The organism is Paenibacillus pabuli NBRC 13638, assembly GCF_001514495.1.
GTDB classification, from domain to species: domain Bacteria; phylum Bacillota; class Bacilli; order Paenibacillales; family Paenibacillaceae; genus Paenibacillus; species Paenibacillus pabuli.
Window position 1 is genome coordinate 242,567 of record NZ_BCNM01000005.1, and the last position, 24,121, is coordinate 266,687.

Annotated in this window: 24 protein-coding genes; 8 read left to right on the top strand and 16 right to left on the bottom strand. The window is 47.8% G+C overall.

Annotation, left to right across the window (positions count from 1 at the left end):
• Positions 1–5 precede the first annotated feature (5 nt).
• Positions 6–1,175: an MFS transporter gene (locus PPA03S_RS09505; RefSeq protein ID WP_062322135.1), complete on the top strand. Its 1,170-nt coding sequence runs from the start codon at positions 6–8 to the stop codon at positions 1,173–1,175.
• A gap of 137 nt (positions 1,176–1,312) precedes the next feature.
• On the opposite strand, the gene PPA03S_RS09510 is transcribed toward PPA03S_RS09505, so the two are convergent.
• Positions 1,313–1,510, bottom strand: coding sequence for a cold shock domain-containing protein (locus PPA03S_RS09510; protein ID WP_017689394.1), 198 nt, complete (start codon positions 1,508–1,510; stop codon positions 1,313–1,315).
• A gap of 164 nt (positions 1,511–1,674) precedes the next feature.
• On the opposite strand from PPA03S_RS09510, the gene PPA03S_RS09515 reads away from it, so the two are divergent.
• The 5 genes from PPA03S_RS09515 (at position 1,675) to PPA03S_RS09535 (ending at position 5,766) form a co-directional block, all read left to right on the top strand.
• A complete protein-coding gene (locus PPA03S_RS09515; protein WP_017689395.1) occupies positions 1,675–1,908 on the top strand; it encodes a hypothetical protein in 234 nt (77 codons plus the stop codon).
• A 3-nt stretch (positions 1,909–1,911) separates the two neighbouring features.
• Positions 1,912–2,097, top strand: a complete 186-nt coding sequence (locus PPA03S_RS09520; RefSeq protein ID WP_062322137.1) for a hypothetical protein — start codon at positions 1,912–1,914, stop codon at positions 2,095–2,097.
• A 200-nt stretch (positions 2,098–2,297) separates the two neighbouring features.
• Positions 2,298–4,088, top strand: coding sequence for an oligoendopeptidase F (gene pepF / locus PPA03S_RS09525; protein ID WP_062322139.1), 1,791 nt, complete (start codon positions 2,298–2,300; stop codon positions 4,086–4,088).
• 136 nt (positions 4,089–4,224) lie between these two features.
• Entirely contained in the window at positions 4,225–4,608 is a 384-nt protein-coding gene (locus PPA03S_RS09530) for a LapA family protein (protein WP_062322140.1), read from the top strand.
• Between the two features lie 117 nt (positions 4,609–4,725).
• Positions 4,726–5,766: a M42 family metallopeptidase gene (locus PPA03S_RS09535; RefSeq protein WP_062322142.1), complete on the top strand. Its 1,041-nt coding sequence runs from the start codon at positions 4,726–4,728 to the stop codon at positions 5,764–5,766.
• A gap of 75 nt (positions 5,767–5,841) precedes the next feature.
• Here the strand turns inward: PPA03S_RS09535 and PPA03S_RS09540 are convergent, their stop codons facing one another.
• The 9 genes from PPA03S_RS09540 to PPA03S_RS09580 form a co-directional block, all read right to left on the bottom strand.
• Complete coding sequence (locus PPA03S_RS09540; protein ID WP_062322144.1) at positions 5,842–6,780, bottom strand: hypothetical protein; 939 nt, start codon at positions 6,778–6,780, stop codon at positions 5,842–5,844.
• A 163-nt stretch (positions 6,781–6,943) separates the two neighbouring features.
• Positions 6,944–8,881 carry an ABC-F family ATP-binding cassette domain-containing protein gene (locus tag PPA03S_RS09545; protein WP_062322146.1) on the bottom strand — a complete coding sequence of 646 codons (1,938 nt, stop codon included), beginning with the start codon at positions 8,879–8,881 and terminating at the stop codon, positions 6,944–6,946.
• A gap of 62 nt (positions 8,882–8,943) precedes the next feature.
• Positions 8,944–9,522, bottom strand: coding sequence for a TetR/AcrR family transcriptional regulator (locus PPA03S_RS09550; protein ID WP_062322148.1), 579 nt, complete (start codon positions 9,520–9,522; stop codon positions 8,944–8,946).
• A gap of 13 nt (positions 9,523–9,535) precedes the next feature.
• Complete coding sequence (locus tag PPA03S_RS09555; protein ID WP_062322150.1) at positions 9,536–10,345, bottom strand: DUF92 domain-containing protein; 810 nt, start codon at positions 10,343–10,345, stop codon at positions 9,536–9,538.
• 237 nt (positions 10,346–10,582) lie between these two features.
• Positions 10,583–11,320: an ABC transporter permease gene (locus tag PPA03S_RS09560; RefSeq protein WP_411835394.1), complete on the bottom strand. Its 738-nt coding sequence runs from the start codon at positions 11,318–11,320 to the stop codon at positions 10,583–10,585.
• A 53-nt stretch (positions 11,321–11,373) separates the two neighbouring features.
• Positions 11,374–12,150: an ABC transporter ATP-binding protein gene (locus PPA03S_RS09565; protein WP_062322154.1), complete on the bottom strand. Its 777-nt coding sequence runs from the start codon at positions 12,148–12,150 to the stop codon at positions 11,374–11,376.
• A 27-nt stretch (positions 12,151–12,177) separates the two neighbouring features.
• A complete protein-coding gene (locus PPA03S_RS09570) occupies positions 12,178–13,158 on the bottom strand; it encodes an ABC transporter substrate-binding protein (RefSeq protein WP_167666006.1) in 981 nt (326 codons plus the stop codon).
• Positions 13,159–13,244: 86 nt separating this feature from the next.
• On the bottom strand, positions 13,245–14,693 hold the full coding sequence (locus PPA03S_RS09575) for an aryl-sulfate sulfotransferase (RefSeq protein WP_062322157.1): 1,449 nt from the start codon (positions 14,691–14,693) through the stop codon (positions 13,245–13,247).
• 52 nt (positions 14,694–14,745) lie between these two features.
• Entirely contained in the window at positions 14,746–15,303 is a 558-nt protein-coding gene (locus PPA03S_RS09580) for a MarR family winged helix-turn-helix transcriptional regulator (protein ID WP_062322159.1), read from the bottom strand.
• A gap of 320 nt (positions 15,304–15,623) precedes the next feature.
• Between PPA03S_RS09580 and PPA03S_RS09585 the strand changes: the two genes are divergently transcribed.
• On the top strand, positions 15,624–16,031 hold the full coding sequence (locus PPA03S_RS09585) for a hypothetical protein (protein WP_062322162.1): 408 nt from the start codon (positions 15,624–15,626) through the stop codon (positions 16,029–16,031).
• A 111-nt stretch (positions 16,032–16,142) separates the two neighbouring features.
• On the opposite strand, the gene PPA03S_RS09590 is transcribed toward PPA03S_RS09585, so the two are convergent.
• The 6 genes from PPA03S_RS09590 to hemE form a co-directional block, all read right to left on the bottom strand.
• Complete coding sequence (locus PPA03S_RS09590; protein WP_062322163.1) at positions 16,143–16,775, bottom strand: fumarylacetoacetate hydrolase family protein; 633 nt, start codon at positions 16,773–16,775, stop codon at positions 16,143–16,145.
• Between the two features lie 102 nt (positions 16,776–16,877).
• The gene (locus PPA03S_RS09595) at positions 16,878–17,630 is read right to left on the bottom strand and encodes a glycerophosphodiester phosphodiesterase (protein WP_062322165.1); all 753 of its coding nucleotides are present in this window, start codon (positions 17,628–17,630) and stop codon (positions 16,878–16,880) included.
• A 25-nt stretch (positions 17,631–17,655) separates the two neighbouring features.
• On the bottom strand, positions 17,656–19,068 hold the full coding sequence (locus PPA03S_RS09600; protein WP_062322168.1) for a CapA family protein: 1,413 nt from the start codon (positions 19,066–19,068) through the stop codon (positions 17,656–17,658).
• Positions 19,069–19,252: 184 nt separating this feature from the next.
• Positions 19,253–20,677, bottom strand: a complete 1,425-nt coding sequence (gene hemY, locus PPA03S_RS09605) for a protoporphyrinogen oxidase (protein ID WP_062322170.1) — start codon at positions 20,675–20,677, stop codon at positions 19,253–19,255.
• The gene (gene hemH / locus PPA03S_RS09610; RefSeq protein ID WP_062322172.1) at positions 20,677–21,627 is read right to left on the bottom strand and encodes a ferrochelatase; all 951 of its coding nucleotides are present in this window, start codon (positions 21,625–21,627) and stop codon (positions 20,677–20,679) included. The genes hemY and hemH overlap by 1 nt, the downstream gene beginning before the upstream one ends.
• Positions 21,620–22,684 carry a uroporphyrinogen decarboxylase gene (hemE, locus tag PPA03S_RS09615; protein ID WP_062322174.1) on the bottom strand — a complete coding sequence of 355 codons (1,065 nt, stop codon included), beginning with the start codon at positions 22,682–22,684 and terminating at the stop codon, positions 21,620–21,622. The genes hemH and hemE overlap by 8 nt, the downstream gene beginning before the upstream one ends.
• 204 nt (positions 22,685–22,888) lie before the next feature.
• Here hemE and PPA03S_RS09620 point away from each other — a divergent pair, with 204 nt between their 5' ends.
• Positions 22,889–24,100, top strand: coding sequence for an MFS transporter (locus PPA03S_RS09620; protein ID WP_062322176.1), 1,212 nt, complete (start codon positions 22,889–22,891; stop codon positions 24,098–24,100).
• Positions 24,101–24,121 lie beyond the last annotated feature (21 nt).

The window sequence follows — 24,121 nt, forward strand, 5'->3', positions numbered from 1 at the left end:
TCATCATGAAATCAAGACACACCGCCCGGCCGGATCAAACTTGGCTGCGGGCACTCATGTTCACCATCTTCGGTTCCACCGTACTGGTGGTATCGTATTTCCAGCTTTATTTCAGTCATCTGGGATTCAGCCGGGCCGAGATCGGTTATCTGTACGGAATTGGTCCTCTCATTTCCGTATTTTCTAATATGTTCTGGAGCATGGCCAGCGACCGATTCAAAACTGTACGCAAAGTCATGATTATCCTGCTTGCCGGGCAGCTGATAACCGGGGTGATGCTCGCCAATGCCACAACGTTTGGTCAGGTGTTTGTACTGGTGACCCTGTTTTACTTTTTCTACTATCCGGTGTACCCACTATCCGATACGATGGCGATTACTACAGCGAACAAGTACGGCCGCAACTTTACTTCGATTCGGGTCTTCGGCTCCATCGGATACGCTTTCTTTGCATTAAGCATCGGCTATTTTCTTGGCTCTTTTGGTCCGGGATGGACCATGTGGGTCTGCATTGGTTTAGCTGCAACGACACTCCTGATCGGCTTTCAGTTAAAGGAGCAACCATCAAACAGCAGTAGTAAAATGGATCTTTCGGGGCTATGGGCGATTCTGAAGCGCAGGGATGTGCTCACCTTTTTTGGCTGCGTCTTTTTGCTTGCATTGGGGCATCGGATGAACGAGGCCTTTCTTACCCTAACGCTTAAGGAGCTGGGGGCCAGTGAAGGACTAATCGGTTGGTCACTTCTTATCTCTTCCGTAAGTGAAATTCCGGTATTTCTGCTGCTCAGCAAATACGGCAATCGCTACAAGGAACTCCCCTTACTCACTATGGCTGCCCTTATGTATACGATTCGATTATCGCTGATGTCCATCTCGGATACGCCTGCTGCCGTGGTTGCCATTCAGACGATGCACAGCGTGACATTCGGCATTTTCTACGTCACGGCAGTACGCTATATTACCCGCTTAGTTCCAGATGACTATCGCGCTACCGGAATGGCCTTATTCACCATTGTATGGTCCAGCGTTTCAGGTTTGCTCGGCGGAACGCTGGGGGGATTGTTGCTGGAACACGCAGGAAGACAAACGTTCTATCTCACTGCGATGGCCTTCTGTCTGGCTGCCCTTGTCGGATTTTCCATGAAGCTATGGCCTGGCGTGATGAATCGAAATTAATCGATTGACAAAATGAACAAACCTAGAACTGAAGCAATCAAAAAAAGCACAGCCTCCCATGTGGGGACTGTGCTTGGGTTCTTATATTCAGCTAGAAGCCAATCATTTATAAGAAATCCGTTTGACCGGAAATATTCTTACAATTTGTTTACGTTAGCTGCTTGAGGACCACGGTTTCCATCAGTGATTTCGAATTCTACCGCTTGACCTTCTTCCAATGTTTTAAAGCCGTCGCCTTGGATTGCGGAGAAATGTACGAATACGTCCTCGCCGCCTTCAACTGAAATAAAGCCATAGCCTTTTTCTGCGTTAAACCATTTAACTGTACCTTTCAAATGAACAACCTCCTAAAAATATCGCCATCTATGGCGAATATCCATATTATACTGTATGAATTTCTACTTTGCAATTTAATCTTTTCATTAAAAGCCGAAAAAATTTGCTTTGAATCGTAGGGTACGGTATCATTTTACCAAAACCGTTAGTTTGGAGACTACCTATGATAAAAAAACATGAAATATACAAAACAGACAAGTGGAATATGATGACCGTTGAAGTACAAGGCAAATATCTTGTGCTTCGTGAAATTTCCGAAGAATGGGGCGAGGAATGCCACACCTTCCTCAGCCGACCTGCATTGATGCACTGGGCTGAACGCCGCTTCCCAAAAGCTGATTTCGAGAACCGTGAGGACGAATGGCGTCAACTGATGGCTGCCTTCAAAGGGGTTTAATCGATGCAGCTTGATTCAAGCAATGTCGTCATCTTCATCATTCTCGCCTTCTGCTTGGGAATTGCATTAATTTTGGGACGCAACTCCATCCCTGATCGTCTGAGACGGGGCATGGCTCTGACCGCCACCCTGCTGATTTGTTTTGCTTTTTTCCTGATTGTTTACTTCCTGTACAACATGGGAGCCTAGTGTCACCAAATATTTCAGTGCGTCTCCGGTCATACTATACGGGATTATTCGTATAGTGAGGAGGAAGGCCTTTGAAATACCGCAAATCAATGTTCATTTTGCTGGTACTTAGTCTGATTCCTTCGTCTCTCTCCGCACAAGCAAGTGGGACGAAGGCAGCTTCATCTATATATTCATCCAATCATCAAAGGAGGATTCCCATGAGTCAATTATTGAAACGTTCCGAGGTACCAACTGAACAAACCTGGAAATTGGAAGATTTGTTTGCTGATCAGAAAGCATGGGATCAGGAATATGAAGAAGTATCGTCTTTGACCAAGAAAGCCTCCGAATTTCAAGGTAAATTGAATAAACCTGAGGCACTTAAGAGCTGCTTCGAACTCGAAGATGAGATCAGCCTCAAAACCGAACGCCTCTTTGTGTACGCAAGGATGCATCAAGATGAAGACACAGCGAACCCTACATATCAAAACCTGTCCCAAAAAGCACAAAAGTTAAGTGTGCGGGTCGGTGAAGCCCTTTCCTATGTCACACCTGAGATTCTGTCCCTTCCCGATGACCAGTTGGATGCTCTTATTTCTAACGAGAAACTCTCTGCCTACAAATTCACCCTGGAAGAGATGAAGCGGGAAAAGGCCCATGTATTGAGCCAGGCGGAAGAAGCGCTGCTTGCACAGGTGGGCAATCTGTCCCAGGCTCCACAGACCATCTTTAGCATGTTGAACAATGCTGATCTCAAGTTCCCTAAAATTAAGGATGAAGCGGGTAACGAAGTGGAGCTAACCCACGGCAGCTATATTCAATTTCTTGAAAACCCGAATCGTGAAGTCCGTGAACGTGCCTTCAAAGCAGTATACGAAACATATGCCAAACAGAAGAATACGATTGCTGCTTCCCTGAACGCCAATGTAACCAAAAACATGTTCTATGCCAATGTTCGGAAATACCCTTCCGTCATGGAAATGTCCCTCTACGGTGATAACATTCCGAAGGATGTCTATACCAATCTTGTCGACACCATTCACGAGAGCCTTCCGCTGTTACATCGCTATATGGACCTGCGCAAAAAGTTGCTAGGTGTAGACCAATTGCATATGTATGACCTTTTCGCCCCTCTGGTGGATGAATATAAAATGGATATCACCTACGAAGAAGCGAAACAAATGGTTAAAGATGGCTTGAAGCCGCTTGGCAAGGATTACGCAGATGCACTGCAAGCAGGTTATGATGACCGCTGGATTGATGTATACGAAAACGAAAATAAACGTTCAGGCGCATACAGCTGGGGTGCCTATGGCACACATCCTTACGTCTTGCTAAATCACAAAGACAACCTGAACAGCATGTTTACACTGGCTCATGAAATGGGCCACGCCCTGCATTCCCACTATTCGGACACTACGCTTCCATATCGTGATGCACAATATACCATTTTCCTGGCAGAAGTGGCATCCACAACGAACGAAGCTTTGCTGATGGATTATCTGCTCAACAAATCCACAGATCCGAAGGAAAAACTGTACCTGCTCACCTATTATGCAGATCAGTTCCGTACAACCGTATTCCGTCAAACCATGTTTGCAGAATTCGAAAAAATCATTCATGAGCGCGCTGAACAAGGCGAGGCCCTGACACCACAGCTGCTTTCCGAAATTTATTATGACCTTAATGTCAAATACCATGGGGACAGCATGGTTGTAGACAAAGATATCGAGATGGAATGGGCACGTATCCCCCACTTCTATAACAGCTTTTACGTGTACAAATATGCGACCGGCTTCTCGGCAGCGACCAGTTTCTCCAAACAGATTCTGGAAGAAGGGCAGCCTGCTGTGGACCGTTATCTTGGATTCCTCAAGAGCGGTGGCAGTGACTACTCCATCAACATCCTGAAAAAAGCAGGAGTGGATATGTCGACGCCAGAGCCAATTCGCGAAGCAATGAGCGTATTCAAGGAACTGATCGAACAAATGGAACAATTAACCAAATAAGGTTGCTTTTCCGTCCATGTGACCTGAATCCCTTGCCCCAATGGGCAAGGGATTTTATAATCAAGCAAGATGCAAGCCCTTTGAATTAGGGTAATTGCATACATCGTCGTGAATTGTTCTACAAGGAGGCACCACCATGAAAATGCAATGGGCACTCATTGCGGGTCTCGTTTTTGCACTGCTTACTGGAATCTTTGCTGTTATTAATGTAGATTCCGTGCAAGTTAACCTGCTATTCAACACGGTTCAAATCCCATTAATCCTACTGATTCTGGGCTGTACCCTAATCGGTGGAATCATTGTAGGGTCTTATGGAATCTTCCGCCAATATCGACTGCAACGCGAGAACAAGCAACTGAAACTGCGTGTATCCGAGTTGGAAAGCTCCACAACAAGCAGCGCTTCGCTGGACTCTTTTAAAACGATGGATTCGTTCGGAAACACCGAATCGGATAGCATTTCTGCAGAGTCGGACTCCATTCAAAGTCAACGCAAAGGTAACCCGAAGGGTACGTTGTAAGCAATTAGAGGCAGCCTGCTGGTTATCAGGAATGGAGTTTGTGCATTCCGCCAGACAGGCTTATTCTTTTATAAACATCTTTCTACACACTCATATTAACGAGGAGGAAACTTCGACATGAATATTAACATTGATGAATCTTATGTCTTGTCTTTTCTAAAAAAATTATTGGATACGCCAAGCCCAAGTGGGTACACTCACCATATTATCGAGATGATCCACAAGGAAGCTGAATCATTGAATATCGATTGTGAATTGAACAACAAAGGAGGAGCCGTACTCACTTTGCCCGGACAGGACTCTTCCAGAACCATCGGACTCAGTGCACATGTGGATACGCTGGGAGCCATGGTGCGTTCCATAACGTCATACGGTACATTAAAGCTGACTTCCGTTGGTGGATTTACGATGAACAGTATTGAGAATGAGTATTGCAGCATCCACACACGCGATGGAAAGACCTATACAGGCACCATCCTCTCTCTACACCCTTCTGTACACGTCTATCCAGATGCACGCACGTTTGAGCGTAGTGAGAACCATATGGAGGTCCGCATTGATGAAGTGGTTACTTCCAAGGAAGATGTTTTGAAACTGGGGATCTCTCCCGGGGACTTTATTTCCTTCGATGCGCGTGCGGTCATTACGCCCAGCGGATATATCAAATCGCGTCACCTTGATGATAAAGCCAGTGTAGCAGCCCTGTTCGGTATTCTGGAATCTGCACATCGAGAAGGCTGGAAACCACTACATAACGTTTCGCTGCTCATCTCGAACTATGAAGAAGTAGGGCACGGCGCCTCTTATATTCCTGCAGAAATCAGCGAAATGATCGCTGTAGACATGGGCGCTATGGGTGATGACCTCAGCTGTAAAGAAACGGATGTCTCCATCTGTGCCAAAGACTCCTCAGGTCCGTATGACTATAATATGACGAGTCGCCTGATTGAATTGGCGCAAAAAGCTAATTTGGATTATGTGGTTGATATTTATCCCCAATACGGTTCCGATGGCAGCGCAGCATTACGTGGAGGAAATAACATTCGCGCAGCGTTGATTGGTCCGGGCGTTCATGCTTCCCATTCTATGGAGCGTACGCATAAAGATGCAGTCTTGAATACAGCCAGACTGCTTGCTGCATATATTACGACCAAGTAATTTTGTATGCGCAAAAAGAAGGACACAATCAGCACCGTTAAGGGACGCTCGTTGTGTCCTTCTTATTTGAACATATTAATCCGCTCGTTCAACATATTCTCGATACCTGCGTTCCAAAAGTTCCAATTGTGCTTGGTGTTCACGCATTCCATTTTTCAATACCTGCAGCGTCTTTCGAACCATACTCAGTCCATCTTTCACCTGCATTTCAGCTTTGCGAATTTTGTCCTGAACCATCCAGTCCACAAAGAGATTGTCGAAGAAGTAGTCCGCAAATGACAGCAGTCCTCCAAGATGTAATTCCGTGTGTATCGCCATCTTCACATCCTCCAGCTCCTTCTGAAATCGGCGCAGGCGTTTTCCCGCATCTATAATAGCGACCTGGGCATCATCCATTCGACTGCGCTTCATATGGGTGGAGATCATCCCGCCGCCCATCATATCATATATCCCCCAATTCCCCGCAGAAGACAACGCCTTTTCAGCACGTTCAAGTGCAAGGAGAAGATATTCGCCTTCCCTGTCTGCTTCATTCAGCTCCTGAAGCTCACCTGAGAGATGCTCCCGATCCTCAGCCATTTGCTGTAATTCTGCATCTTTCTCCAGCAGATCATTTTCCTTTTTGCCCCATAATACCTGATAATCACTCTGCCAAAACTCATATTGTCGTTGTCCTTCCACTTCTTGTTGCACCTGCAAGCGTTGCTCCTGGATATCCTTTAACATCTGGCAAGCCGTATCATATTCTGCCTTACTCTCCATCAACTCCAGTTCTTCTTTTTCCAGACGCTCCTCCTTCTTGCCAATCAAATGATAAAAGAACGCGGATAAGCTCATACTGTTCAGTCGTTCCACATCGTTTTGTTCCTTTTGGAGATGCTCCAGACGCTGCTGTACTTTCGCTTTCCATTCAACTTCCTCCTGATTCAGCTTTTCCAGCCGATCATTCCATTTCTCGTATATTCTCCCCTTTTCCTTGAGGATCGCCAACTGTTCATTCAATTCTCTATACATCAATGCGGGATTCTCCCCTTTCCATGGAATTCTGTGTAATCCTTTACTTCATACAACGTAATGAATATGGCTAACGTTTCATATAAAGTCACAAAAAAAACGCCCTACTCCCAAAAAGCGACTACAAGTCACTTTTTGAAGAGAGGACGATTCATTAGGCAAGTTATGACTTGCTTTTCTCAATCTGTTCAGCGAGCTCATTCAACACGGTCCAGCGTTCCATCAGTTCGTCCAGATGGCGCTCCGCTTCAGCCTGCTCTGCCATTAACTCCTGCAGACGGGCAGAATCGCTGAATGATTCTTCCATCTCTTTGTTAATTCGGGCGAGATTCGCTTCGGCTTTCTCAATATTCTCATCGATCTGATCATATTCACGCTGTTCCTTGAAGCTGAACTTCAGCTTCGGTTTGGCTGCAGACGCAGCAGGCTTGCTCTCCTCCGCTGCCGGCTTCGCCTTGGCCGCCGCCGTACCCGCATCACTCTCCGCAGAAGATCCCGGTGCATTCTTCAGCATCCATTCCGCGTACTCGCTGTAGTCGCCAACATGCACACGTACAACACCGTTACCTTCAAAAGACAGCACTTTATCCACGGTCCGATCAAGGAAGTAACGGTCATGGGATACGACAAACACCACCCCTGGAAAATCATCCAGATAGTCTTCGAGCACAGCGAGTGTCTGAATGTCCAAGTCATTCGTCGGCTCATCCAGCAGAAGGACATTGGGGGCTGCCATCAATACGCGCAGCAGGTACAGACGACGCTTTTCTCCACCAGACAGACGGGAGATTGGCGTCCACTGTGATGCAGGGGTGAACAGGAAACGTTCCAGCATCTGTGCTGCCGTAATGAGAGAACCATCAGCTGTTTTCACATTCTCGGCCACTTCCTTGATGTACTCAATGACCCGCAGAGATTCATTCATCTCCTGGTGTTCCTGTGTGAAGTAACCCAGGTTAACCGTAGGACCTACAACTACCTCCCCTGAATCCGGTTCAAGCTTCCCGGAGATCATCTGCAGCAAGGTCGATTTACCACTGCCGTTTGGACCCACGATGCCTACGCGGTCACCAGGTACCGCAATGTAACTCAGATCTTCAATCAGTTTACGACCATCAGCCGATTTGGACAGATGTTCGATCTCCAGTATTTTTTTGCCCAAACGAGTGGAACCCACGGATACCTCCAATGAACCTGAGCGATTGGGTCCCTGTTGGTCCTTCAACTGTTCGAAGCGATCAATTCTGGCTTTTTGCTTCGTCGTCCGCGCTTTTGCACCGCGACGAATCCATGCAAGCTCTGTACGCAGCAGGTTTTGCCGCTTTTGTTCCGATGCGGATTCACGTTCCTCCCGTTCAGCCTTCAATTCTAGAAAGCGGGTATAGTTAGCCTCATATCGGAATAAACGGCCATGATCCAGCTCCAGCATTACATTGGCTACACGATCCAGGAAATAACGATCATGCGTAATCATGAGCAGGGCACCGCGCCGTTTTTGCAAATATTGTTCCAGCCAAACCACGGAATCATTATCGATATGGTTCGTAGGTTCATCCAGAATGAGCAGCTCGCAAGGGTGAATGAGCGCAGAGGCAAGCGCTACCCGTTTACGTTGTCCGCCAGACAACGTGCCCATCAAGGCATCGAATTGACGGATGCCCAATTTGGACAGAATGCTTTTCGCTTCACTCTCCATCTGCCAAACCTGAAGCTGCTCCATCTGCTGATTCAAACGCAACAATCGCTCCTCCAGAGCAGGATCGGAAGGGTTGAGCTCTAACAGCTCCATCGTTTCCGTATATTCACGCACCGTTTTCATCTCCGGGCTGTCGCCCTCGAATACTTGCTGCAGTACGGTATTATCCGGGTTAAACTGCGGATTCTGTGCCAGGAACTGTATGCGTACATCATTCCCAATCGAGATCTGTCCTTCATCCGCTGGCTCCATGCCTGCAATAACGCGCAAAAATGTGGACTTCCCGGTACCGTTCACACCAACGACACCAATCTTGTCCTGGTCGCCCATGCCGAATGAGGCATCTTTAAACAATATTTTCTCACCATAACTTTTCGCAACTTGCTCTACCGTCATTATGTTCATTGCTCGTTACCTACTTCTCTGTAAAATGAAATTCAATTTCAAGCTTCACTTGCTACCTCAGGTTATACTTGCAAAAAAGAACGGCATCCGTCTAAAAACAAAGCTGCTGCAAAAGCAATTCGTTTGTTCAGATCTTCCTCATTAAACTCCGGATTTAGCATGATATCCATCTTCAGCCGGTCGAGAATTCCGATGTAAGCTTCCGCCAGAAGCACAGGCTCAGGTACACTTGCGCTTTGCAGAACCTCACAGACCATACTCATATATTCATTCATAAATGCTTTCATGAATTTCATCAGATCTGGATCATTATTCGGGGCCATAAAAAACAGCTTGGTATGATTGCGACGCTCATAATAATACGTCAGATGAGTCTTGGCGATCGCGGCAAGCTTGTCTCCTGTATTTTCATGTGATTTCAGAGCATAGTCAAGCCTGCTGATAAAACTGTTGCAGTCTCGCATGGATACCGCGACAAATAATTGTTCCTTGCTTTTAAAATATAAATAAATGGTGCCTTTTGCGATGCCCGCTTCATCAGCAATATCGGACATTTTCGTTTCATAGAATCCTTTTGAACCGAAAATACCGTAAGCGGCATCCAAAATAGCCTCCGATTTGTCTCCGTGCACAGTGCTCAAATGCACTCCCTCCCTACAACGCCAAAATGATACCCAGACCGATTGCCAAACATCCACCGATAACCGAACTGAGAACGTTCACCAAGTCATTACTCATCCAAGTCCAGCCACGTGAACGGACCGTTGGATGTCCACAATGTTCGCTTACTTCAACCTCGCGCCCGCACACCGTACAACGATACATATACTGAACCGTCGCACCCAGATACGAATCGGCAAAAGCTCCGGCCAATCCCCCGACAAGACCGAGACATGCCCAGCTGACCAGCCCCATCCCCTCTATCCCTGAAACCCAAGAAAAGAAGGATGCCCCTACACCAATTAAAGCTCCGCCAATAGCGGCAGCCAGTGTTCCAAGCAGCGAGACCCCTCCAGAAGTACCGGGGGTCAGGACCTTCCACGTTACAACAGAGCGCGGCGGCTTGCGGCTGAGACTCCCCCATTCGGTAGCCCAAGTATCCGATGTAACGGTAGCCATGACACCAATAAATGCATACAGCCAGGCCGGGTGTGGTAAGACCCAGTTGCCAAGACACAGAAACATGCCGATTCCACCGTTAGCCATAACTTGCCCAGCATCCCGATTGCCTGTCTTGGCATACGATTTCTCAAGCTCTTGTTTGCGATCCTTGCGAAATTTGGAGAAGAGCGTTGAGGTAATAAAAAACAACAGCAGTGTTCCAAACCAAAACAGGTTGCCCGCTCCGTAATATATCGTTCCCATTATGATCGCTGCCAGACAGCCAGACAGGGTTAGCGACTTTTTCGCATAGGCAGCACCCGCCACAATAAAAGCGCATACGGCGCCAATTATCCAGTCCATAAGTTCTCCTCCATGGGGCAGTATATATGGCCCACATGACGTTTTATTGTATTTTTGAAATTTAATTATACCACGGTTTGATCCCAATGCCGAAACTCCTGCATTCAGCAAACAAAAAACCTGATTCGGCAACGTGAAAAGCTGCCAAATCAGGTTTATATTGAATCTTCAAGTTAGGATCCATCAGCATGCATCATACCATGTGACCCCAGGTATTTATTACGGTTACTTTCCAGTTCAGACCCGTTTTGCACTGCTAATTACAGCGTAACGATGGAGTACTCTGCGACCAAACCAGTTAAACAGCCGATCCGTGAGAAATCCCATAAATCCCAGAGAAATCAGGCCGACGAAAATCCAATCCGTCCGAAAGAATAACCGGGAATTCCAGATCAGATAACCTACCCCTTCATTCGAAGCAATCATCTCTGCACCGATGATAGCCATATAGGACGTACCCATTGCCAATCGCACACCAGTGAAGATGTAAGGGGTCGTTGCCGGAACAATTACATGCAGCAAAATCTGCCATTCGTTTGCCCCCATACTGCGCGCTGAACGGATCTTGTCTTCTTCAATGGAGAGCACACCTGTCAGGGTGTTCAGCACAACAATGAAGAATGTGGCATACATGATGAGCGCAATCTTCGACTGTTCTCCGATGCCGAACCAGACCAGAAATAAAGTAATAAACGCAATCGGCGGGATAAAACGGATAAAATTAAGGAAAGGTTCTACGAACAACCGGATCATATGCACCTTGCCGACGATGAGTCCTACCGGAATGGCGATCACGCTTCCGAGTACCCATCCCGCTAGAACACGAGTGAAGCTGATTCCGATATATTGCATCAGCGTACCGTCAGCAATCAATTCTCGAGCTCCCTGGACCGTATCCCAAGGACCCGGGATTACATCAGGTCCATAGAGAATGGCGCCGAGCTGCCAGATCAGAACAACCGTTACCCACAGCATCGGGATGGACAACCATTTTTTCTCCAACCATCGCATCTTGCAATTCACCTCAGTTATTCTTCAAAATGGCTTTGAATTTGATTGTAAAGGCTGTTGAACTCTGATGAAGCAATATTCCTTGGGTAAGGAAGCGTGTTATGGTACAGATCCGTTATATTGGACGATGGCCCTACCGACATGATGCCGATCCGCTCACCCAGTAACAATGCTTCCTGAATATCATGCGTGACAAAAATAATGGTCTTGTGGGTTTCCTGCCAAATGTTCACCAGTTCTTTTTGCATCGTCCGCCTTGTCATCGCATCCAGCGCTCCGAAAGGTTCATCCATGAGCAAAATGGCTGAATCATTCGCGAGTACGCGGGCCAATTGAACCCGCTGCTTCATGCCGCCCGACAGTTCCTTCGGAAATTTGGCCTCATGGCCACCCAGTCCAACAAGCTGGATATACCGGTCCGAAATCGTACGTCGCTGAGACTTCGGCATTTTGGACATTCGAAGCCCAAATTCAACATTCTCCCTGACGCTAAGCCACGGGAAGAGGGAAGAATCCGCCTGCTGGAACACCATTGCCCGATCCTTGCCGGGCCTGTCGATCTCCTTGTTATCCACCTTGAGCTGTCCGCCCGACTTGGAAATAAAGCCTGCAATCATGTTCAAAAGTGTGGACTTGCCGCAGCCGCTGGGACCAAGGAGGATAAAAAATTCTCCGCCCTTGATGACCAGATCGACATCCTTGATAATATAGTGCACATCCCCACGGGATTGGGCATTGTACGATTTGCGAAGCTGTTCTATACGAATGGTATGCTGATCTGCAGGTAAGGACATAAGGATACCTCCAATCCATTGGGTAAGTTATTGCGTATAAGTCACTTTATCCGAAAGCACCTGCTTGAGCGGTCCCAAATTAAGTTTGTTATCCAGATCAAAATCCTGTTCAATGATTCCGTTCTCTACCATATATTTCTTCTGCCCTGCCAAGCTGTCATAGGCTGCCTGTGTGAATCCAACTTCCCAAGGATTGATGGGCAAATCCTTCAAGGTAGCCTCCTTTGGCTGCTTGGTTTCCTTATACATTAAGTCCGCAACCTCTTCGGGATGCGCCTGAGCGTACGCCGAAGCCTCATCCAGTCCTGCCAGGAACGCACTCACCGTTTCCGGGTTTGCCTGAATGAATTCATTGCTTGCCACAAGCCCCATACCAAGGCGTACAGGCGTCTGGGACATATCGGTAAGCTGATGCACCCCTTCAAGCGTATCGAATTTATCAGTCAAAGCAGACCCGATCACCCATGTGGCGTCCAATTCTCCCTGTTTCAATGCGATATAGGACTCATCAAAAGCTCCCTGCCCTACCTGGGTCACATCACTCAGCACCAGTCCCTGATCTTTCAGATATTCATCCCACAGATAAGGAATAAATGTACCTCGGATGAAGCTCACTTTCTTGCCTTTCAAATCCGCTCCGCTCTGAATGTCATCCTTGGCATACAGCTTCCAGGCAGCCGCTGCTTCATCGGTAGCCTGACCTGCGGAAGCAATGATGGAATATTCCCCTTTGGCCAATGCGTTCAATACAGGAAAATCTGCGCCATAGGCAATGTCCACCTGCTTGATAAATAACGCATTTACTCCTTCAGCCGGTGAGCCGAACGTAATACTCTCTGCATCAATGCCACGGCTTGCAAAGAATCCTTTGGCGATCGCGATCCTGAACGTTGGATTGGTACTTGTATCTGCGATTCGAATTTTTACGTTTTCGGCATCTTTGCCTGTGGCACCTTTGGCTTCGGATACCGTTCCGTCTGAAGAACAACCGGATAAAATCAATATCATGGACAAGAGCGTTAATAATGCACCAGTTAGGATGGCCGGTTTTCTCACAATATGCACCCCATTCGTCTATTCATTGTTTGTTGCTCTTAGCTGCCCTGCTTGCCTTCATCTGACGTGGCTACACAGGCAGCACCTTCAACAAACGGCAATGTTACCTCGACGTTCACTACGGATACAGAGCCTTTGGGAGCTGCTCCCGGCACCCTGTAGATCGAAACATCAATGGCTTCAATCGCAACTTCCTGCGGCTTCTCCAGCTGTGGCACCCAGTGATAAGGCACGCGATACGAACGATAGACCATATTGGTATTCCGTCGGTCCTTATAAGGGGAAACATATTCCCAAACCAGCTCATGCTCGGATGTAACTTCGAACAATCGGCCGTTGGAGCCCTCGGTAATCAGCGTGTTTCCGTTAGGCAAGCGCTGGGCCGAACTGATGTATGGGCTGTAAAACTTATAGGAATCCGTAGGGACCGAAAAGCCTGCTTCCGCCGATGTATACTGCCATACTATTTCCAAGGTCACCGGGTTAATCTCAAGCACACGGGAATGATCGCGCACCGCATGCTTCAAGCCGTAGGGAGAAGCCGGATTTGGAAGACCGTAACCTGCCCAGCCTCCATTGTCGAATACCAACAGATTCCCTTCTCCGGGCAAACCCTGAGGAATAATATGTGCATGATGCTGGCCTATGATCGTTCCAATATGCTTCGCCTCAGGCAAAGAATAATCCGGCCCCAGTTTCCATACAATTTTACCGCTCTGTCTATCCGTAATTGCGATAATATTCGCTTCTCTGGCATCCCAGATCACATTATCGGGATGGAACCGCTCGTCTCCATTTTCATAGAAATGGTTTGGACCAACATAAGAAGCTGAATTAATATGTAACCAATCGCCTACCCCACCACCGAGATGTCCAAATGAGCGTGTGTTCGGATCACGGAACAGAACATTACGGGCTGACTCATCAAATCCCAGTTCCTCGAAGTGCTCGTTCGGCAGCCATTCCCATAATACATTTCCTTCCCAATCGACTTCTATAATCGCATCGTCAAGCAATGGCTTATCCGAAATGGACGGGTTGCTCACATTTTTGTGAGCAAGAATCAGCGTCTTCCCGCCCTGTGTCTTAGGTGCAAGCCCGGGAGCGTAATACCCGACCGGATTACCCTCCCGCTGGAAATCATGGTGTTGGCGGGCGTACCATAGCGGTTCATATCCCGGATCTTCGATGTGTTCGTAGCTGTTGTACTTCCATACAATATGGCCTTCCCAATCCACCTGAACCAAATCCACATTATCCTGGATACCGAACTTCGGATCTCTTCGGCCCGTGCTGCCCAATACAAACCCGCCAGGGAAGACTTTGGCCGGGAAGCCCAGCAGCCCTTTCCACAGGTGAACCTCTTTACCATTCATGTCGATCAGCACGACACCTTCTTCGCCTGCCTGATAGACGGTATAACCGCTCCAAGCTTTATCTGGATTATATAGGGTTGCTCCGGTAGGATATATCGTTGAATGTCCCATGAATCATCTCTCCTTAAAGTGGTTTGGCTTCACTATTCGATCTAGCGTTACGTTAATAACTGAGGTAATTGCTCTTTCCGGTATTCTCCTGCTGCTTCTGTTCAGGGGCACTTTTTGGGGATGGATCGTGTTCCTGCCTGCGGTTGTTCTCTGCCAATTCCAGCAGGGTATCCGAGAATCCCTCCAGATTCGCTATTATCTGCTCATAAAATTGGCTTTGCTGCTCCAACTCCTCCTTCGTAAAACCCTCAAACAGAAGCGTGATACATCGAGCACCGATATTACTGTTCCGAGCATACATCTCCCGCCCACTGGCAGTAATGTCCAGCAAAACCGTCCGGCGATCATCTTCCTTGCGTCTGCGAATCGTAAGCCCCTTTTTCTCCAGCTTGTCGGTTAAGGCTGTGATGGCACCTGAAGTGAAATCCAGTTGTTCAGCCAAATCCCCCAATCGCTGTTCTCCCTCACGAATGATTTTGTGCAGAATGAGCATACCGGGCAGGCTTATGCCTTCCACGGATATGCGATCTCGTTCTTTCACAAATCGTCTGACCATTTTGCGAAATAACCAATCTGTCTTCTCCAGCGCTTCCCAATCTCTATCGCTCATTCCTTCCTCCTTATCTGCTGAAATGTCATAACCATACGAAAAAAGGCCCCCGAGGACATTCCATAGTGGAGTAGTCCCGGGAGCCTTTGGTGGTCCAATCAGCTCGGTTCAGTTCAATTATTTCACTGTTCATTTAATGAGTGTTAAATTAATTGAGTTCATCATATAACCTACTAACCCAACCTGTCAAGTGTGTATTACAATATTAATTTACCTCCCCATGTCCATGAGGTTTGGAATAACTTATCCGTTTTTAAGTTTCACTTCAGCTTTCCCGGTTACACTATTCTCAGAATGACACATGAAATGAGGGTATACCAATGAACATGAAACGCGTAATAATTGTAGGAACAGTGATAGTGACCATGTCCTTCGCCGGAACGGCCTGGGGTAAATCGGCCATCTCCCCCATACCGCTAGCCAAATGGTCCATCGTTAATATAGATACCAAGGACGGAAGTGGGGACGAGTTATTAAGCGCTCTTAATCAAGCGTCAGAAGATGACTTGGTTCAGGATCTTTACGTTGGCAAATCACTAAGAACGATTGCGGAAGAGAATGGTGGGGATTTCAACGAGGTCGTGGCTCTACAGGTAAGGCAGCTTAGGGAGCAATTGGATCAGCGTCTGGTAAATGGAAATATTAGCCTCGAGCAGCACGCGGCACAGATGAATGAACTGGAATCGTTGGTAACGGAAAGTGCCAATACAGCCTACAACTTGGTGTAAGATCCGCAATCCCGCATGTCCTCCGGCCGAAATGACGGCATAGCAAAAAGGAGCGTATATCCGCCCCCTCGCCTAATTCATATTCACTGAAAGCAGTTGGAACTATGTTGCTTATTGTGCAGCCCCAATCGTGCATTTACTTAAGGATTCGCCGCCCCAGGCCAGTTCAAGCACATCTCCTGCTACGGTTGGTCCAACGCCTTCTGGTGTCCCTGTAAAGATGACATCTCCAGGCCCCAGGCCGTAATGATGACCTACATAATTTACAATGTCCTGGAGGCTGAAGATCATGTTACGAATGTTCCCCCGTTGGACTTCGACACCATTCTTGGTGAGTGTAAAGTCTTTCTCAAGAAGTGCCTGAGCCCCCGGAAATGTCTGGAATGCCGTAACCGGAGCCGAGTTCCTGAACCCTTTGGCTGCTGTCCACGGATGGCCCTTTTTCTTGATGACCGTCTGTACATCACGTAATGTAAAATCAATGCCAAACGCATACGCATCAACCAATTCATCCACAGCCATACCCGGCTCATAACTTCGGCCGATTAGCACGACCAGTTCAGCCTCATAATGCACTTCGCCCTTTGTCGCAGGCAATTGAAGCCTTTCACCGTTCAAGGGCACAACGGCATGAGAAGGCTTCATAAAGATCATCGGTTCATCTGGAACGGCATTGCCCAACTCTTCTGCATGAAGTTTATAATTTCGTCCTACACAGTATACATTGCGAATGTTTGTCAGCATCGATGTACGACCACCTTTATCGAATTCATTAGCGTATATGGAGCATGTTCATCTTTTTATTATATGGGTGCATATCATATTATCGCTATTCAAAAAATGGAGTTACGGCCGGAAAAATCGGCTGCTCGTCTCCTGAAAAGCCTGTTCCCATTCATCAGGCTTATTCGTACATAACATCAGCTCCGGGTCCATGGCCGCAAGCCGTTTCATGATGGTCTTGTCATCCACTGTCCAGGCCATGACCTGAATGCCTTCATCACGCATCTCGCGCATCAGCGATTTGTCCACATTGGTGTACCCGATGGAGAGAAAACTGCATTTCATTTGTCGCAGCACTGCTGCAAGATCACCTGGCCGTGCATCAATGATCAAGCCTGTTTTGAATTCTGGAGCGAGCTTCTTGACTTCAACCAGAGCCGCAGGTTCAAACGAAGTGATCACCACATCATGCTGCATATGTCTCTTCCTTACCTCATGAATAACTGCTGCCGGAAGACCAGGGTACATGTCTCCTTGCGTTTTCAGTTCGATATTCAAACGAACTTTTCCACAGCAACGATCCAACACTTCACTAAGAGCGGGAACTCGTTCGCCCTGATATGCCTTTCCTTTCCATGATCCCGCATCCAGCTGCTGTATTGCTGACCAGTCCGTCTCCCGAACAAGTCCTTTTCCATTGGTAGTCCGGTCAAAAGTAAAATCATGAATAACCACCGGGACACCATCACGCGACAGCTGTACATCCAGCTCCATCCATTGTACTTCGGGTTGTTCCATGGCAAGCAGAAATGCAGCCATCGTATTTTCTGGTGCAATGGACGAAAATCCACGGTGTGCTACACAAAGGTTGTTCATTCTATCTCCTCCTCAAAAATATATTTTAACTTGGCGAAGCAACCCCGTTCGTATCAAAACGAATACCTGGGGAGAGCTGCGTCATCTGCTCCAGCAGCAGTTTGTTGGCTTCATCCAGCATCGGAATCGCTTGACCCAGTCCGGCCTCATATGGAATAACCTTCATGCTGCATTTGGCATCCGCGCTACAGTTGGCCTGAAATACCGCTGTCTTCCACGTTTCCTCTGTCGTTGATTTTGAGAAAATAAAGTTGCCTGTGCTATATGCAATCCACTTGCCCTTGTAATACTCCACACCTTGCAGAACATGGGGATGCCCGCCAACGACCAAATCGGCCCCGGCATCTACAAATTCATGAGCCAGTCGGGTCTGGTCAGTATTCGGCGTGCTTACCCGCTCCTCTCCCCAGTGTGCAACAACAATGACCAGGTCAGCCTTTTGACGGGCTTCTTGAATGGCCTTGACTGCACCTGTGGAATCGTAAGCTTCCGCAACACCTGCCCGATTTCCATCCGCTTTCCAGCTCGCTTTGGGCACTACCCGACTGAAGCCTAGCAATGCAATCTTCATGCCTTTGCGCTCCAGATAAGCAGCTGAATAAGCCTCATTCTCGTTCATTCCCGCACCCGTATGCGCAATCCCGTATTCCTTGAGATACGCCAGTGTATCGACCAGACCTTCAACGCCTTGATCCAGGATATGATTGTTGGCCAGATTTACCGCATCAAAACCCGCTGAAGCCATTGATGCAAGCGCTTTGGGCGAAGATTTGTACACATAGGTTTTATCAACTGCATCCGTCCCGCCAAGGGTTACAGGCGTTTCTAGGTTGCCGATCGTGAGATCATCGTTCTTGAACAGGCTTCCAAGCTTTGCAAAAGGATAGTCATACCCGTTTTTATCCAACAGTTCGGCAACTTTGCCCGAAAATTGGATATCTCCAACAAAGTTAATGGTTACATCCTTCGCAGAATCCGATGGTTTCGCTGCCCTTGCTTCGGCACTCTCATTCTCTTTGGTGCTGGACGGAGTCGCATTCCCCGCCGGTTTTTTCGTTCCTGAATCCGCTTTCCCGGTAGTCTCAGAACCTCCGGCATCCGGTGTACTCACATCCGACTTATCATCGGAATTTCCGGTTGCCTGTTCGTCAGAACCGCTCGAATCTTCATCGGAAGTATGGTCTGGCTCCGAATTATTCGGATCAGGTGAATGAAGCGGATCTCCGCCTTTGGCATCGTCCTCCTTCACAGGCTCCTGATTCACAGCCGTTTCTTTGACCACCGGGTCTGTCTGCTGTTCCTGCATACCCACTGCATAGTAGATACCGACGAGTCCAATGGCTGCAATCAATACCAGATTAATGATCCAGATCCGGCGTTTGCGAATGCGTTTTTCCTTTTTTTTCTGCACACTTCGTTTTGACCTTGGGGGATACATAGGCAACTCCTCTTCTTCACAGCAATCCTCATCATATTATATCAGGCATATTCTGGATTTCCATGATTCCTTTGAACTGCAAGTATTGAAGAGTATAATTCACTTCCGTTTTTACGCTTTATGGTAGAAAAAAAGCCGTCTTTCCTGTAGAAAAACTCTACGATCGAGACAGCCATGTACTTCATTATTGTGCAATAATCCGCTGTGTCGCTTGAACCGACATCTCCTTCGCCTGTCTAATACAGTCAGGCAACCCAACACCTTCATATCCAGCACCTGCGATGTATACCCCGGGCAATTTGCTGCCCAGTTCCTTCCGGAGTGCTGCAATGTGCTGCAGATGACCTACCGGATACTGCGGCATCGATTTGCGAAGCCGGGTGATTTCCGAGAAGATCGGAACCGCTTCTACACCCATCGTTTCACGCAAGTCTTTGAGCACCAGATCCGTCAGTGCATCATCCGGGAGCTCCACATTTTGTTCGTCTCCCGAACGGCCGACATAGCAACGAAGCAGCACCTTGTCATCCGGGCTGGTGTGCAGCCACTTGGTTGATGTCCATGTACATGCTGTAATATTGCGGCCTTCCTTGCGCGGAACGAGGAAACCTGATCCGTCAAAAACATGTTCGATATCTTTTTTCTCAAAAGCAAGTACCACATTTGCTACCGATACGTAATTGATTGCATCTAGAGCTGCTGTATCCACATGGGGTTGCAGCAGTTCGGAGGCAACATACGTAGGCACGGTAATGACAACATCATCCGCTTCAAGCTGCTCTCCGTCATTCAGTTGAATGCTGTATCTGGCCTGATCCCCAGACAGAACCTCCAGCGATTGTACGGAAGTATTCAGACGCTGATCTACATCCTGCAATTCATGTACAAGGGCGTGAACAAGGCTCTGCAAGCCTTGGCGGAAGTTTAGAAAAGCACTTCTCTTCGTCCCTGTATGAGTCTCTGCCGGTTTGCGGCCTGTCATCATTCCCCGAATCAAACTGCCGTAATCCCGCTCCACTTCCCCGAATTGCGGGAAGGTGGCCTGAAGACTCAATCGCCGCATATCACCTGCATAGATACCTGCAAGCAACGGCTCAGTCAGGTTTTCCAGCACTTCCGCTCCAAGGCGGCGCTCAATCATATAGCCGAGCGACTCATCCTCTGTAGTACGACGGGGAGGGATGACAAAATCCATTAATGCCCGCAGCTTGCCTGCCGGAGATACAAGACCGCTTCTCAGAAATGGTCTCAACTCTGTCGGAATACCGAGAACGAGTCCTGCCGGCATGGGGTGTAACTTGCCACGCTGCATGATGTACGTTTTTTTGGATTCGGGATTCTGACTGACCAGTTCATGGTCTATTTCCAGCTCTTTAGCCAAGTCAATCATCGCCGTTTTGCGGGCAAGGAAAGAATCGGGTCCTTTCTCAATGACGAACCCATCGCGGTGCAGCGTCTCAATCATGCCACCCATGGAAGAACTCTTCTCGACCAAGGTTATTACAGGCTCAATCCCTGCTTCCCGGTAGTGCTTTCGAATATAAAATGCCGCGCTCAGGCCGGTCAGACCTCCGCCAACGACAACAACACGACGTTTAGGGTCTTCCATTACACATCCGATCCTTGCTGCCATTGGCCAATTATGACATCACTTAACGTTTCCATGTAAAGCGGATCGCTATTGAGGGAATCAATACGCATGAGACGCATGTCGATCTCTTTGGCAATCGCTTTGGCTTCAATATCAAGATCATAGAGCACTTCCAGATGATCCGATACGAATCCAATCGGTGCTACAAGCACATCTTCAACCTGTTCACGAGCAAGATCCTGAAGGGTGTCCAGAATATCAGGGCCAAGCCATGGCTCTGCTGTCCGACCTGCACTTTGCCAAGTGAACTGCCAGTTGGTAATCCCTAAACGGGAAGCAATAACTTCCGAAGTCTCCAGCAGCTGCTGCGGATATGGATCACCGATATCCACAATTCGTGCAGGCAAACTATGTGCACTGAACAGTACGCGTACATCCCCGCGTTTGGCTCCAGCTTCCTCGAACTCATCCAATTTGGCACGAACACGGGTGGATAGAGCCTGGATCAATTTCGGGTGCAGATGGTAACTTTCAACGAAAGACATCTGGATACCCAGTTCTTCCGCTTTCTCGCGAGCACGTTTGATGTAGCTGCCCACACTCATCGTGGAGAAATGCGGTGCAAGCACGATACCTATTGCGGTCTGAATCCCATCCTTCGCCATTTGTTCCACGCCATCCTCAATAAACGGATACGCATGCTTTAACCCCTGGTAACAACGGAATTCAACCTCATTGGAACGTTCATCCCTGTTTAACGTCTCCTGAAGGGCCTTAACCTGATTATCCGTGTTTTCTCGAAGAGGGAATACGCCCCCTACAATCGCCTCATATCGGTCAGTCAGTTCTTTCAATTGTTCCGGCTCAGGCGGACGCCCTCTCCGGATATGTGTGTAATACGCTTCAATACTTTCCATATTCTCAGGTGTGCCATACGACATCACCAGTACACCTACCGTATTAGTCATTAGTAACCGTCACCCCTGTCTTCAATGCTTCAGCAGAATATTCATGAATATACGCCGTAAGCTCTCTTAACTTATCCAGTGATGCTTCAGGAAATAGCCCATGCCCCAGATTGAAAATATAACCTGGCTCCTTGATGCCTTCATCAATAATTACTTTGGCTTGCTGCTTGATCAGATCCATCGGTGCAGTCAGCACATAAGGGTCCAAATTGCCTTGCACAGCAAACTTTCCACCCAGTCTTTTACGTCCCTCGGAAATCGATACTCTCCAATCCAGCCCAATCACATCGGCTTGCAGATCATGCAAGGTTGGCAGCAATTCACCAGAAGCTACACCCGGAAAATAAATTTTCGGTACATTCAAATCCGATAATTCGGTAAAGATACGAGTAATCGTCGGCAACACATACGTTCTAAAGTCGTTTGGCGAAAGCGCCCCTACCCAGCTGTCGAACAGTTGAAATGCCTTGCCACCGTTCGCAATGTGTGCACGGACATATGTAATCACCATATCGCCCAGTTTTTGCATCAATTTATGCCACACTTCCGGTTCACTGTACATCATCGTTTTGGTCCGTATGTACCCTTTGGATGGTCGGCCTTCAATCAAATAACTGGCAATCGTAAAAGGAGCACCAGCAAACGTGATCAGCGGAACATCCAGCTCCTTGTCCAGAATTCGGATCGTCTCCAGAATATGAGACAGATCTCCTTCAACATCAATGGGACGCAAACGTTCCACATCTGCCGCTGTGCGGATTGGATTGTCTATCACCGGTCCAATATTTTTAACAATATCAAAATCTATACCGAGAGAAGCAACCGGATTCATAATATCGGAATACAAAATAGCCGCATCCACACCGAGTTTACGAACCGGCATGAGTGTAACTTCAGCTGCTAGCTCAGGTTGACGGCAAATTTCGAGCAAAGAATATTTTTCCTTAACCTTGCGATATTCGGGATCATAACGCCCAGCCTGACGCATGTACCACACAGGAACACGGTCCACCTGCTGTTTGAAGCTGGCTTGAATCAGACGATCATTATAGCTCATGTAAGAAGCCTCCAATAGTTTTTGGACTCATAATTAACATTATGCCCTTTTTGAAGAGCGGTAACAACCACGTGTCGATCTGTTCCGATGACAATACTATGACATTCCTTACATCCCCTCATCCATATGCAAATTATGTTATAATGAAAGAATCGATTTTTTTTCAAACGTTGCAGAAACGATCGGAAAGGAAGTGAAAGCACTTTGAAAACGTGGAAAGTTAACCTCATTGTGCTTTGGTTTGGACAATTTCTGGTCAATTCGGGCATGACCATGATAACTCCATTTTTGTCCCTTTATCTTGCCAAGGATCTGGGCGTGGTTGGTGAGCATGAGATTGGCATTTGGGCGGGATTTATATTTGCTGCCAACTTCCTCACCTCATTTTTATTCCAGCCCTTATGGGGCAAATTGTCCGACAAATACGGTCGAAAAATTATGTTGCTGCGTTCCGGATTCGGGATGGCGATCGTTATCGCCCTGATGGGTTTTGCACAGAACCCGTGGCAGCTTCTATTATTACGACTGCTCAACGGTACCATCTCCGGTTTCAATCCGGCAGCCGTTGCGCTGATCTCAGGAACAACACCAAAGGATCGAATGGGTTTCGCCATGGGGATCAGCCAGTCGGGCCAGGTGGCCGGTACGATTCTGGGTCCGCTAATCGGCGGTTTGCTTGCTGACGCAGTAGGCTTCCGACCGATCTTCTATATTACTGGCGGACTGATCTTTGCAGCTTCGATGCTGGCCATGTTCCTCGTGAGAGAGAAGTTTGACCGCAAGGAAGCGGCCAAACTGCCGGAACAATCCGTATTGTCCGGTCTCAAGGAGCTGAACAAGTCACCGCAATTGCCTGCATTGTTTGCTGTAACATTCCTGCTGCAATTTGCCATGATCAGCCCGATGTCTCTCTTGCCGCTTTATGTACAAAAATTACATGGTTCAGACGTCAATGTGGCCTTCTGGGCAGGATTGGTTGGTGCAGTCACGGGACTATCCAATATGGCCATGTCCCCAGTTCTAGGGAAGCTCAGTGACAGGATAGGTTCACACAAGGTACTTACGTTCTCGCTTATAGGAACAGGGCTCATGCTTATCCCTCAAGCATTCGTGCAGACGGTATGGCAGCTCATTATCGTCCGCTTCATGATGGGTGTGTTCATGGGTGGCCTGCTTCCGAGTGTCAACGCGCTCATTCGCTCCTATACGCCAGATAGCATGATTAGCCGGGCATTCAGTTTTAATACGAGCACACTCGCGCTCGGCAACATGCTTGGAGCCGTCATCGGCGGCTTTATGGCAGGGTTCATCGGCATTGAAGGGTTGTTCATTGTCTCTGGTGGACTGCTGCTGCTTAACATGGTGTGGGTGAGGCTCAAACTGTACAAAAAGCCCCCTCTGCTCAGAGAATCCTGACGTTTCGATTCAAATAACATT